This is a genomic window from Coleofasciculus sp. B1-GNL1-01 (genome assembly GCF_040220235.1).
In the GTDB taxonomy this organism is placed as follows: domain Bacteria; phylum Cyanobacteriota; class Cyanobacteriia; order Cyanobacteriales; family Coleofasciculaceae; genus Coleofasciculus.
In genome coordinates this window covers 135,333-148,303 of sequence record NZ_JAVJTO010000051.1, presented here as the reverse complement: position 1 = coordinate 148,303, position 12,971 = coordinate 135,333, and the positions used below count along the sequence as shown (strand labels likewise).

Below are 12,971 nucleotides of genomic sequence, written 5' to 3'. Positions count from 1 at the left end.
ATTCTGATAAAACCTTCCAACTCTTATAGGGTTGCACCGAGTAGGTAAAACGTTCATGGCGAACTGTTAAAAAATCAAATTCTGACCATCAAAGATTATTTTTCAGGACTTACGCAGCTACACCACTTGTGGGGGTAAAGGTGCGTTACGCTACGCTAACACACCCTACTGGCGTGACGCAGCTAAAATTGTGCAATAGATTGGGTTCGTAGTGAGGGCTTCAGCCCTCTCCAGCTAGGCGTTAGAGAACTAAAATTCTCACTACAAACAAAGTCCTATTTTAGCTGGGTCAGTCCACTACGAATAGAGGCTTGGCGTATAGTCCGATTTTTATAATAAGTAGACAATGGCTAGTGGAGTAGCACACCTTAATTGGTAGATTAGAATCGTAGGGGCGCACCGACGTGCGCCCGTGTCAACTTAAGGCGAAAAGTAATACAGGGGTAGTGTTTCACCCTCATCCCCTAACCCCTTCTCCCATCAAGGGAGAAGGGGAGCCATCACATAAAGACGCTTCCAAAGTAACTCTGGAATACCGCTTGCTTTTTGCTCCCCTCTCCCCGGCGTGCTATCCCTTATACGCATCTTTCTTAACAATCCTGAAAGCCTTGTTTAACAAGGCTTTTAAATTCAATTCATTCCACTAAACTTGACAAATTACCACAAACTACTCTTGACAAAGACCGAGTTTTATTGGGAATGGGCTATGTAGGACTAGGGGTTGGAGAGCGCTATAGCGATCGCTCTCGCTAATGTTAAGAAAGATGTGGGTAATGCATAGTGGGGGAGAGGGGTTGAGCTTAAGTTGACACGGATGACCGACGTGCGCCCAATTCCAAACCGATGTGCGCCCAGAAAATCGGCAAAATCTATCAGATTTGTTTTGTCGTGAGGGAACCTGAGCCAACTCCGTCTAGGCGTTTAAGCACTAAAGTGCTTACTACAAACTTGTTTCCTGCCTTCTTCTAAGGATTGCGTCGCCGAAATTCAGCCGGGGTTAAACGGAGGGGTTGTTCTGAGTTCCAGATGCCATATCCCATAATTCGGGCGTATTCCTGAGCGCGGGTTAGGCGTTCATTATATTTATTATTGGGCGATCGCGGTGTCGCTAAAACATATCCTTCTTTAATCAGTTGTTCATTAATCATGACTCCATCATGCCAAACGTAGGCTAACCAACGACCAAAACTGTCTTTAGTTTGCACATCAGGTTCTAAGAAAACCGATTGGAGTACCAGTTGTTGACCCCTGGTTTCACCGATAAGTTGTTCAATCCGAGTTTGAGCCGCCGTTCCCCAAGGCTGTTGTCTCAAGTCGGGTGCTTCTATACCAATTAACCGTACCCGAACAATTAAGGCGGGTTGTTGAGTGGTATCTAATACCTCGATGGTTTGTCCACTAACAACTTGTTGGACTTGTACAGGGATACCAGGAGGAACGTTTTTAGATTGACATCCTCCCAGTAAAAGGAGAAAGCTACAGCCAATCAGGAGGGCGATAAGGCGGCTGGGATATGTATTGTTCAGGTTAGGTGTTAGACTTTTCCATCCCCCCCAACCCCCCTTCGGAAGGGGGGAGTAATGCTGATATTGGTGATTGCTGTTTGTTCTAATCCTCATCTAAGGGCAATCCAAACCGAATCTTGCCTTTACCAAAATAGCGCCCAAATTGGAGTTCGTAGACTTCATCCTCATCCTGGGTTTCGACTTCTATGTCAGAACGGGGATACCCCACACATAACAGGGCGTACCCTTTTTGGCGCAGCGCTGGAGACAATCCCATGGCTTCGGGTTGATAGATGTCACCGGAGAGGACACGCACCGCACAGGTGGTGCAAGCCCCATTGCGACAAGAAAATGGCAGTTCTACGCCTTGGTCTTCGGCGGCTTGGAGGATATAGCGATCGCTTGGGACTTCTAGAGTATGCTTGGTATTGGTTTGGCGATGGTGAATGGTAATTTTATAGAATCGAGTCATCCGTTTCGTGTATAATTACAGACTGTGTGCTAAGTTGAATACTATTGACTCCCGCACAGATCATAATAAACCCCCAGGAGAGGTGGCCGAGTGGTTTAAGGCGCAGCACTGGAAATGCTGTTTAGGGGAAACTCTAACGAGGGTTCGAATCCCTCCCTCTCCGTTTAAATTTAAAAGAGAGTAAAATTAGTCAAGCCGTCTCAATCTGAGGTGTCGGGCGTAACCGGAACACTCCGAGGTCTTTGAGTGGCGATGCGGATAGAAAGCAGGTAAAGTCCCCCCGCGATCAGCACAGCAAAGATTAGTAACAGGACTCTCACCCAAGTCTTTTGATGCCAATTTTTCGACTCTGGCTCATGCATCAGTTTTTTGCCACCCCTGATTGGCGTATTGCTTCAAATAAACTAATTGTAGCGAGACAGGTGAATCATCCCCCCGCAGGGGATGCTACCCTAAGGGTAACTGGCGAGTCTCAATTCCTAACCTCGGAAGAGACCCAGTGAATGTTCCATCAATTGATAGGATAGTCTTGTGGTTGCCACTCCTGAAAAAGTCCAATCAATACCCACATCTAACCCAGAAGGCGGCGATCGCGTTGCCGTTTTACTCATGGGTTATGGGGAAGTCGAAAGTTACGAAGACTTTGCCAACTATAATGAGCAAGCCTTAAACTTATTAACCGCTAAGTTCGCACCTGTACCTACTTGGGTGTATCCCCCCTTAGCCAAACTGTTAGCCGTTTTTGATTTCCATGAGTGGGGACATCAGCACAACAATTTCATCTCCCCCCACAACCAAATTTTTGAGCAGCAACGCGCCGGAATTGAACAACACCTGCAAGAAAAATGGGGCGATCGCGTCCAAGTCTTTAAGGCGTTTAACTTCTGCGCTCCGTTTTTACCGGAACAGGTGTTGGAGCAGATTAAAGCCCAAGGCTTTGATAAACTGCTAATTTATCCCCTCCTCGTCGTTGATTCTATCTTCACCAGTGGTATTGCCGTCGAACAGGTGAATAATGCCTTAGTCAAGTTGACGGAGGGTGACGAACATTGGCTCAAAGGACAACGGTATATCCCTTCCTTTTACAACGAATCCGCCTATATTGACTTGATGGCGCAGATGGTAGAGGAAAAAATTGCGGCTGATTTAGCCTCTGCTTACTTACCCTCTCAAATTGGCATTGTTCTGATGAACCATGGTTGTCCCCACGAAGCAAAGGGATTTACCTCCGGCATCATGGAAAGTGAGGCTTTGTATGAACGGGTACGGGAAAAGCTAATTCATAAGTATCCGTTAATTTCAGTGGGTTGGCTGAATCACCAAACCCCTTTGATTAAGTGGACACAGCCCAATACTGAGTTAGCGGCGAAGAATCTGATTGATTTAGGGGCAAAAGCGATCGTATTTATGCCGATTGGCTTTGCCACAGAAAATCATGAAACCTTGCTGGATGTACATCACATCATCCATGGGTTAGAGCATCGTAACTCTGATGTGGCGTATGTGCAGATGCCCTGTGTTAATGATCATCCTGACTTTCTAGCCATGGCAGCAGATTGGGCAAATCCTCAGATTGAGGCACTATTAAGCGAAACGGCGATGGCGGTTAATCCGGAATTGGCTTCCAGTCATCATCATCATCATCATCACCACCACGATCACTAAACCTAAGATCAATAGCACTGACTTAACCTGGGTTTTGTCCAAAGTCCAACTGGGTTTGTAGTAGGCACTTTAGTGCCAGAAGCGCTAAAGCGCTGACTACAAACGACTAAAGTCAGTGCCATTCAACCTAAGATCTCTGACTTCTTCAAGAAGTCGGGGATCTGATTAACAGAGTTAACCTTCCTTCACCTCCCATCGAAACAACCGGGGAAGCTGGGCTAAATCTAGGAGATAGTTACCCGCCCAAAGAACAATTTCGACAATTAACAGAGTCCTTACCCACATCAATTCGCTATCAGAATTCAGGATAGTCAGTCCTTCATATAATTGCCAGAGGCGATAAGGCAGGTATAAGTAAGGAACCATCACCCAAACAACCGATTGAAACTGTTTTAATGTGATTATCTCCGATATAATTTGTAATCCTAGCATCAAAAAATAGGAGGCAAGAACAGTTAACACGGTAGAATAATTCCACCACACACCCCACAGGAGCATAACAACTAGGGGAACTAAGACGCCGATAACCTGAATTGTGCCAAACCAAATTTTAAACCATGCGGGCAAGGGTTCAGGAATAGTGAACGGTTTTGCCTTCCGCCACGCCCAGCCGACAATTGCGGTAAATCCAGTGGCAACAATAAAGAAACCTAGGTTTTCTAAAATTAGGTATAAATTTGTATTGACAGAAGTCATAAGTAGTTGGACAAAATTAAAGTTGACAGTTGAGCTTAGGAAGGAACAGGGAACAGTGAACAGTGAACAGTGAACAGTAAGGATTTGAGGCTTGTGAACATTTCTTGGTACAGCGGACATAATTTATGTCCAGGTACTTATAATTATGATCCGTAATAGCTTGATTGTCGGGTAAATAGCTTTTGACAACAATTCATTGATGATTTGTCATTTTCTCATAGGTTCTCCCAGTTCTGGCAAGTCTACCCTAGCTGCCAAACTGACTCAACTTGAACCCAAAGCCGTGATTGTGTCCACAGACGCGATCCGGGCGCAGCTATTTGGGGATGAGAACATCCAAGGGGATTGGTCATTAATTGAGGCGCAAGTATTACGGCAAATTCATCGATCTATTGCCGATGGAAACCTAGTGATTTACGATGCAACCAATGCCAAACCCGAATGGCGGCGATCGCTTTTGCCTAAGATATCGGGTGAAACCGTGCGCTGGCTAGCTTGGTATCTTACCACTCCCCTAGAAACCTGCAAAACTTGGAACCGACAGCGCCAACGTCAAGTTCCTGATCCGGTGATTGAGGAGTTTTATCGCGCATTGCGAGATCATCCGCCTCAAACCAACGAGGGATTTTTAGCGGTGAATTCGGTCAATCTAGTGGATACAGAATCGGATATCTGGCAAATGTTCAACCAATCAATCGGTAGAGACGCGCCATGGCGCGTCTCTACTTGTAATCTTAAAGATAGGCAGGATTGAAGGGATTCATCGATTAGGATGACTGACGAACATAAGGCTGACGTACCATCGGCTGATTCTCAGCAGGTGCAAAAACCAACGGAAGAGACAAATCCGGAGTCGGTTGATAACTCCTGGACGAACCGCATGGCTGGACTCTGGACTACAGCTAGCGATCGCTTGCAGAAACTCCTTCCCACCGAACAAGTGACACAAACAGTGATTGACTGGTTTAGTGTTAATGAGGCGCAAGTCGCTGAGATTTTGGCGTCGGTACGGAAAGAACTCCCCACAACCCAAGCGCTGCTGATTGGCAAGCCTCAATCAGGGAAAAGTTCTATTGTGCGGGGATTGACAGGGGTTTCAGCAGAGATTGTGGGTCAGGGATTTCGTCCCCATACGCAATATACTGAGCGTTATGCTTATCCCTCAAATGACCTACCCTTGCTGATTTTTACCGATACTGTGGGTTTGGGTGATGTTAACCAAGAAACGCCGATAATTATTCAGGAATTGGCAGGTGAATTGGAACAGGATACTCATCGTGCCAGAATCCTGATTTTGACGGTGAAAATTAATGACTTTGCCACGGATACGCTGCGACAGGTGGCTGAACAGTTACAAGAGAAATATCCAGAGATTCCCTGTTTGCTGGCTGTAACTTGTTTACATGAACTTTATCCGGCTGATGTCGTTGATCATCCTGCTTATCCGCCAGACTATGAAGAGTTGAATCGCGCCTTTGCTGGGATTCAGCAGGCTTTTAAGGGACTTTATAATCGGGCGGTTATGATTGATTTTACCCTAGAAGAAGATGAATATAATCCTGTATTTTATGGCTTAGAGGCACTCAGCGACGCCTTAGCCGAGTTGTTACCGGAAGCCGAATCCAGGGCGATTTCGCAATTATTGGAAGAAAAAGACGCGGGTCAGCAACTGGGGAATCTTTATCGGGATGTCGGGCGACGTTATATTTTAGCCTTTTCGATTATGGCAGCAACCCTGGCGGCTGTACCGTTACCTTTTGCCACAATGCCCGTTTTAACGGCGCTACAAGTCTCGCTGGTTGGGTTGTTGGGAAAATTGTATGGACAGACGCTGACGCCTTCTCAAGCTGGGGGAGTCGTGAGTGCGATCGCGGGAGGATTTGTCGCCCAAGCTGTGGGACGAGAATTAATCAAATTTTTGCCCGGTTTAGGGAGTGCGATCGCGGCGTCTTGGGCGGCGGCGTATACCTGGGCGTTGGGTGAGGGGGCTTGTGTTTATTTTGGGGATTTAATGGGCGGGAAAAAACCCGATCCCCAGAAGATTCAATCGGTGATGCAAGAAGCATTTCAGTCGGCTAAAGAACGATTTAAGGGTATAAAGTAGACCCGAAAACCAGCCCGGAGTTCAAACTCCGGGCTAATAGCCCAAGTCCATTAAAATGGACTAAAATTCTTATCCAGTCGTCTTTAGACGACTTTAGCTTTCAGCCGTGGGTTTCAACCCAAGGCGGTTGGTGAGACTATTGTCAAATAAAAATAAGGAAACATATTAATCAAGGGTATTCAGATGGCAACCATCACACTTGAGCTTACGCCAGAACTCGAACAACAGTTACGGGATGAGGCTGCCCAACAAGGTCTTGATCCCAATCATTACATTGTGAATGCATTGAAAGAGCGCTTGCGCCCAATTCCGCATCCTATTTCCCGCCTGTCAAAGGCTGAAGCTGACTTATTGCAAAACATTAATCTGGGTTTACCACCACAAAGATGGGAACAGTATCATGCCCTGCTGGCTAAACGCCGTGCTGAAATCTTAACACCTGAGGAACAGGTAACATTAATTGAGATCTCCGACCAAATTGAACAAGCCAATGCTTGTCGAATTCAGTATTTAATTGAACTGGCAAGTTTGCGAAACACCTCATTGGAGACACTCATGCAGGAATTAGGCATTAAAGCCCCTGCCTATGTCTGAGCCAAAGTTAACAGCGAAACAGAAGGAAGCTGTTGCACATTTTCTCAAGTTAGGGGAGTCGTGAGTGCGATCGCGGGAGGATTTGTCGCCCAAGCTGTGGGACGAGAATTAATCAAATTTTTGCCCGGTTTAGGGAGTGCGATCGCGGCGTCTTGGGCGGCGGCGTATACGTGGGCGTTGGGTGAGGGGGCTTGTGTTTATTTTGGGGATTTAATGGGTGGGAAAAAACCCGATCCCCAGAAAATTCAATCGGTGATGCAAGAAGCGTTTCAGTCGGCTAAAGAACGATTTAAGGGTATAAAGTAGACCCGAAAACCAGCCCGGAGTTCAAACTCCGGGCTAATAGCCCAAGTCCATTAAAATGGACTAAAATTCTTATCCAGTCGTCTTAGACTTTAGTTTCATACTAAATCCGGGTGTCCCTACCCCCGTTATAACCCAGTCCGCGTAGGCGGCCTACCCTTCGGGAAGGCTTTGCCTATGTTTGTGTAGCAGCGATTTCAATCGCCGTGGCAAAAAGAGGGTAACTTAACGACTTTTCTCAATACCCTCACAGAGTTTGCGATCGCTCTCACTCACATTTGGATTAGTCTTCAAATAGTCTCGCAGCCAATTACAACCACGTACTATTAAATTATCTAACGACTCCAACTTCCATAGTTTTACCGTATGGTCATGACTAGCAGAAGCAATCCTCTGTCCATCCGGACTAAAGCTAGCACTTGCGACTCCTCCACTATGTCCTTGGAATGTTTGTACGAGAGTGCCATCTATTCTCCACAGTTTCACTGTACCGTCAAAGCTAGCGGAGATAATCATTTGTCCATCTGGACTAAAGCTGACACTGTAAACCGACTCATTTTGTCTGGTGAATGTTCGTTCTAATGAACCATCAATACGCCATAACTTTACCGTGCAGTCATAGCTAGCCGAAGCAATCATCTGCCCATCTGGACTGAAGCTGACACAAAAGACTGAACTGTTATGACCATAAAATGTTCGTTCTAAAGAACCATCAATACGCCACAGTTTGACTGTATTGTCACAGCTAGCCGAAGCAATCATTTGTCCATCCGGGCTGAAGCTAACACTATTAACTCCGCTTCTATGTCCCTTCATTGTGTGCAATAGAGTACCATTGGTTGTCCAAAGTTTTACTGTGTAGTCACGGCTAGCCGAGGTAATCATTTGTCCATCCGGACTAAAGCTATTACTATTAACTCCACCGCTATGTCCCTTTAGGATTTGCAATAGAGTACCATCAATTCTCCAAAGTTTTATTGTATAATCTTCGCTAGCCGAAGCAATTATTTGCCCATCCGGGCTGAAACTGACATTAGTGACTCCGCTACTATGCGCTGGGTAGGTTTGCACTAATGCACCACTCAGATTAATTAGTTTTACTGTACCGTCTTCGCTAGCCGAAGCAATTATTTGTCCATCTGGACTAAAACTGACACTGGTTACTCTTCCAGTATGTTCCTGAAATGTTTTTACTAATGTATTCCGACTAATACGCAACATTTTAACTGCATGGTTATCGGCGGAGGCAATCATCTGCTCATCCGGACTGAAACTGACACTATAGAGTTCATTGCTATCTCCCTGAAAAGTTTGCAATTCCATAGCATTTAGATTCCAGAGTTTCACAGTCCCATCCTCACTAGCTGATGCAATCATTTGCCCATGTGGACTAAAGCTGGTACTACGGACGGAATTCTTATGTCCCCGGCATTTTTTTATTAATGAACCATCGAGACTCCAAATTTTTACTGTACCACTATTTTCGGCAGAGGCAATCATTTGACCATCCGGACTGAAGCTAACACTGAAAACCAAACGGCGATAGCTATTGTCAGTTGAATTAGTTGAATCTAACGTAGTGCTAGGTTCTGAGTTATTGGGGCAGGTTCCTACTAATGAACCATCAATATTCCAAAGTTTCACAGTTTTATCAAGGCTGGCGGAAGCAATTATCCGTCCATCCGGACTGAAACTAACACTTGTCACGACATTACTATGTCCCTGAAATGTTTGATCTAGAGTGCCATCTATTTTCCAAAGTTTTAATGTACCGTCTCCACCTCCAGAGACAATCCTTTGTCCATCCGGACTGAAGCTAATGGTTTGAACCCCCTTATGATGTCCCGGAAATTTTTGTTTTAGAGTGCCATCAGTGTTCCATAGCTTGATATTTGGATCATTGCTACCAGCCGAAGCAATCATTTGACCATTTGGACTAAAGGTGGCACTTTTAACGCCGCTGGGATGAGCGATAAATGTCTGTACTAGAGTACCATCCGCTTTCCACAGTTTTACTGTACCATCAAGGCTAGCGGAGACAATCATTTGACCATCGGGACTGAAGTTAACACTATAAACTAAACCATTATGCCCCTCCAAGCGATTGTACTCATGTATTTGTTGGATGATTTGATATAAACGACTCAATGTCAAAGCTTGTTCCTCTGATGACACCAAATCGGCTATCTCTTGTAATTTTTTACCCGCTTTGACAAGAGCCAATAAAGTTCCTAGCTGATCATGAGATGACCAGAGTAGCTGAGATAAGGAATTTAATGCTTCATATTCTGCCAGTTTTGCCCGTTGACGTTCCTGTTGTTCTTTATGTAATGCCGCTTCTTTCTCTTTTAGTGCTTGCCTTAATTGAGCTTCGGTTAACTTCTGCTTTTCCCTTGCTTCTGCCAATTCCACTAATAATCCGAGTTGTTGCTGCTGACGAATAAACGCGGCTAGATAATCATGAACTAATTGATAGCGATCCGCCGGAATCTCTGGTAATAGAAACACTAATCCCGATTCAACAAAAATCCTGAGTACCAAATCTAATTTACTCGCGTCTGCCGTTAACTCATCAACTAACTCCTTTAAATCCCGTTCTAATTCAGCGCGAGTCTTTAGCGGGCGAGTTCCCTTTTCATCCGTCAGTAAATACAGCACTAATTCCGCTGCTTGTCGATTCTCAATACCACAATCCTCAATCACAGCTTCGACATAGTGCTTGACTAATTCCCCTTTCGTTCCTACCTCTCGATAGTCAGCCAAAGTTTTAATGTTTTCCGCTTGCAGTTGCGCCCCAACAATCTGTAACTCAATGGGTAATATTTCCCCCGTTTGACCCGCTAAATCCTTGACCAGTTGATCAATTAAGGCAGGTTCTAGGTAAAAGCGCGATCGCGTGGTTAAATCTTCTATAATTGATCGAGCATCTGCGGGTGAAAAATTCCCTAATCCATATAGCACATTTTTACCTAAAATGTCATGACCAATGACGTTCATGCTATCGAGGCGATTGCACTCCAAAAGATAATGCAGGTAATCCTCCCGCAGCGATAGAATTACTTTAACTGATAAAATATTTAGACAGTCTCCTAAAAAGTCCCAAAAAGGTCGCCGTTGCGCTAAATTGGGATAAACAAAGAAGAATTCTTCAAACTGGTCAAAAATTAGCACCGTCCTGATATTGTGCTGTTCATTTTGCCGTAATTGTTCCAGTATTTTGGCGTAGGACGGGTTTTGGAAGGAGGTTGGTGTTTTTCTGGAGATGTTATTGTCTACATCCTGAAAAGGTGAGGGCGGGTTTTGTTGAGAGGTTAGTGGTTTTCTAGAAAGGTTATCGTCTAAACCCGCCTCTACAGGATTATTTGCCGTTTTTCCTTCCTCTAACTCATCCGTTACGAAATTTGTTGCTAATTGCTTGCTCAAGTCCTCTAGCCAATTGGTATAAACTCGGATTAAAAGAGGTAAATTATTTTGAATACCAATAACTCTGTGCTTCAACGCTGGTATTAATCCCGCATTCACGAGGGAACTTTTGCCCACACCAGATAGTCCATGAATCACGATTAGCTTACAGTCATTCCGTCCAATTCGTTCCAATAATCGCTCTAAATCCCGCTGTCGCCCTGATGCGATAATTTCCGGTGCAACTGTTTCTTGATTATCGGTTTTGGCTGACGCTTCTTGTCGGTGTGGTTGTAGTCTTCCCGCACCAATAAAGGCGCAAATACTATATTGTTGTTCAATAGAACGCCGTAGTTGCTTTATAGCAAAAGCTTCTAAATAGTGCTTTTCTTCAAAGTAAAGATCGCGTAATTCGGCTAAAATTCGGATATAAACTAAAGGATGTCCTTTATCACCTAAATCTCTGGCTTGCACCAAATGCGCGATCGCGTCCTGTTTATTCCCTAACTGGCGTTCCGCTTGGGCTAGAAATAGCAAGTTTAATCCCTGAAACCATCGCTTCTGTTCGGGGAGTTGGGCTAAAATATCCTCAGCTTGTTGTGCGGCTTGACGACTATCTTCCCAGCGTTGTTGTTGTAAGGTGACTTCGGCTAAAAAGCTATAATCTTGGGCTAATCTACTGATACTGCTATACCGTTGATGCAACGATAACGCCTTTTGTACCACTTGTTCTAATTCATCCCAAGATTGCATCCGTTGCAAAACTCGTTCGAGTTGGGTAATGCATTTTGCCACTAAATCGGGACGATTTTCTCGTTCAAATAGTTCTAGACATTGCTGTAAAGGGATCTTGGCGGTTTGCCAATTTGCTTGGCGGTGTTTTTTGCGGTTAACGGTGTGATAGTGGTAGAGTCCAATTTGAAATAATACTAACCCTACTTTTAAGGTAAAACCCGCCCCGCCATCGGTTTGTTGTTGCCAAAATTCTAGGCTTTTTTGAAGATAATCTAAGGCTTCTGGACTATCCCCCGCATTTATTCCTCGTAGAAATGCTAAATCGGCTGCAAACTGGGGGGTTAACTCGATCTCGCGCTGGGATAATTCTTTTAAGGCTAACTCGAATTCTGAACGAGTTAAGTAACCGAGGTCTAAATTTTTGGTTAACTGAGATAAAGATTGAGGGGAATTGACGGCTAAAGCTTTAGAAAATAGGGACTTTACAGCCTGCTGGAGACTATTAATTAACTCATCCGTTGGTATCGCAAACGCGGTTGTTGTTGCCCAACTCTCGAAATCTGGTGCAATTCTCATTAGTCGAATATAAACCAGATCATTCATCCATAGGATAAAAGGAAAGGGGAAATTCTTGCGAAACTCCTCCCGCACCTGATTCATCGCCGCGAACATATCGTCCAGATTGTCTAAAGTGGCAAAGCCAGATACCATAAGGGCAGAAGGCATCTCCTGTCCGAGTTGCGATCGCACGGTGCTAAATAGGGTTTTGTCGTCTGGCTTCAGGTGAATAAGTCGGATGTCGAAGGTGCATTCGTCTTGCAGTTGCTGGATCAGGCGTTGTTGCAAATACCCATAGTTACAACGCGCCAACATCAGGCAAAACTGTCCCTGACAGGCTTCCATTGCCCAGGCTAATTCATCTAAAGACTCCTGATTGGCTAGAGTAAAATCGTTCAAGTCTTCACTCCTACATCATGTATTTATTGTAGTGAGTTCAGGGAAAAAGGAGCAAAAAATCTGACCACTTATTCTCATTGAAGCTAACTATCCCCGAATTAGCCTGTGTGGACACTTTGTCAATATCCAAAACTTACAACTTAAGAATTGGTTAGTCCCTTAAACGATAGGAAAAGGCAGAATGTCGGGAGGGCAAGACTGATAAACCTGGAAACGCTTCTATTATCGTTGGTGACTCTGAACTCCCTTACGGTAATACCATGGAGGTTTATGTTCAACTCATCGGTCGTGAAGATTTGGGCAATAACCCCATACACTAGAACTATCCACCAAGCTCCTAACCTGCCATGTCCAAGTTAGTCTGCTCTCGTTGGGTTACTCTACCCTTCGGGTTCTCCTCCGGAGTACGAGAAGGCGAGAGCCTACGTTCCTCAACCCAACCTACAAAGGTGACATGCTCCCAAAGTCACGCGCCTCACCTTGGTCGAAGGTTGGTATGACCCGACAGAATATAAGAGGAGCGATCGCATTCACTCTG

Annotated in this window: 9 protein-coding genes, 1 tRNA gene and 1 pseudogene; 6 read left to right on the top strand and 5 right to left on the bottom strand. The window is 44.9% G+C overall.

Features of this window, described 5'->3' with window-relative positions; genetic code table 11:
* Positions 1-965: 965 nt before the first annotated feature.
* A complete protein-coding gene (locus tag RID53_RS12900; protein ID WP_446388477.1) occupies positions 966-1,619 on the bottom strand; it encodes a thermonuclease family protein in 654 nt (217 codons plus the stop codon).
* Positions 1,609-1,977: a 2Fe-2S iron-sulfur cluster-binding protein gene (locus tag RID53_RS12895; protein ID WP_446388476.1), complete on the bottom strand. Its 369-nt coding sequence runs from the start codon at positions 1,975-1,977 to the stop codon at positions 1,609-1,611. The genes RID53_RS12900 and RID53_RS12895 overlap by 11 nt, the downstream gene beginning before the upstream one ends.
* A 76-nt stretch (positions 1,978-2,053) precedes the next feature.
* Between RID53_RS12895 and RID53_RS12890 the strand changes: the two genes are divergently transcribed.
* Positions 2,054-2,140: transfer RNA gene (locus tag RID53_RS12890), tRNA-Ser, on the top strand.
* A 37-nt stretch (positions 2,141-2,177) separates the two neighbouring features.
* Here the strand turns inward: RID53_RS12890 and RID53_RS12885 are convergent.
* Positions 2,178-2,339, bottom strand: a complete 162-nt coding sequence (locus tag RID53_RS12885; protein WP_446388475.1) for a hypothetical protein — start codon at positions 2,337-2,339, stop codon at positions 2,178-2,180.
* A 169-nt stretch (positions 2,340-2,508) separates the two neighbouring features.
* Here RID53_RS12885 and RID53_RS12880 point away from each other — a divergent pair, with 169 nt between their 5' ends.
* On the top strand, positions 2,509-3,642 hold the full coding sequence (locus RID53_RS12880; protein WP_446388474.1) for a ferrochelatase: 1,134 nt from the start codon (positions 2,509-2,511) through the stop codon (positions 3,640-3,642).
* 174 nt (positions 3,643-3,816) lie between these two features.
* On the opposite strand, the gene RID53_RS12875 is transcribed toward RID53_RS12880, so the two are convergent.
* On the bottom strand, positions 3,817-4,338 hold the full coding sequence (locus RID53_RS12875; RefSeq protein WP_446388473.1) for a hypothetical protein: 522 nt from the start codon (positions 4,336-4,338) through the stop codon (positions 3,817-3,819).
* 199 nt (positions 4,339-4,537) lie between these two features.
* Here RID53_RS12875 and RID53_RS12870 point away from each other — a divergent pair, with 199 nt between their 5' ends.
* The 4 genes and pseudogenes from RID53_RS12870 to RID53_RS12855 all read left to right on the top strand — a co-directional run.
* Positions 4,538-5,092 (top strand): AAA family ATPase, encoded by a 555-nt coding sequence (locus RID53_RS12870; RefSeq protein ID WP_446388472.1) that lies wholly within the window; start codon positions 4,538-4,540, stop codon positions 5,090-5,092.
* An 18-nt stretch (positions 5,093-5,110) separates the two neighbouring features.
* Positions 5,111-6,442 (top strand): GTPase family protein, encoded by a 1,332-nt coding sequence (locus tag RID53_RS12865; protein ID WP_446388471.1) that lies wholly within the window; start codon positions 5,111-5,113, stop codon positions 6,440-6,442.
* A 183-nt stretch (positions 6,443-6,625) separates the two neighbouring features.
* Positions 6,626-7,036, top strand: coding sequence for a hypothetical protein (locus RID53_RS12860; protein ID WP_446388470.1), 411 nt, complete (start codon positions 6,626-6,628; stop codon positions 7,034-7,036).
* A gap of 24 nt (positions 7,037-7,060) precedes the next feature.
* Positions 7,061-7,342, top strand: a pseudogene (locus RID53_RS12855) (hypothetical protein); the annotation flags it as partial.
* 222 nt (positions 7,343-7,564) lie between these two features.
* Here RID53_RS12855 and RID53_RS12850 read toward each other — a convergent pair.
* Complete coding sequence (locus RID53_RS12850; RefSeq protein ID WP_446388469.1) at positions 7,565-12,433, bottom strand: WD40 domain-containing protein; 4,869 nt, start codon at positions 12,431-12,433, stop codon at positions 7,565-7,567.
* Positions 12,434-12,971 lie beyond the last annotated feature (538 nt).

Bases quoted from the DNA above. Each gene is read 5' to 3' on its own strand.
- RID53_RS12865 (WP_446388471.1), top strand. From the start codon at position 5,111: ATGACTGACGAACATAAGGCTGACGTACCATCGGCTGATTCTCAGCAG.
- RID53_RS12900 (WP_446388477.1), bottom strand. From the start codon at position 1,619: ATGAGGATTAGAACAAACAGCAATCACCAATATCAGCATTACTCCCCC.
- RID53_RS12875 (WP_446388473.1), bottom strand. From the start codon at position 4,338: ATGACTTCTGTCAATACAAATTTATACCTAATTTTAGAAAACCTAGGT.
- RID53_RS12885 (WP_446388475.1), bottom strand. From the start codon at position 2,339: ATGCATGAGCCAGAGTCGAAAAATTGGCATCAAAAGACTTGGGTGAGA.
- RID53_RS12860 (WP_446388470.1), top strand. From the start codon at position 6,626: ATGGCAACCATCACACTTGAGCTTACGCCAGAACTCGAACAACAGTTA.
- RID53_RS12895 (WP_446388476.1), bottom strand. From the start codon at position 1,977: ATGACTCGATTCTATAAAATTACCATTCACCATCGCCAAACCAATACC.
- RID53_RS12870 (WP_446388472.1), top strand. From the start codon at position 4,538: ATGATTTGTCATTTTCTCATAGGTTCTCCCAGTTCTGGCAAGTCTACC.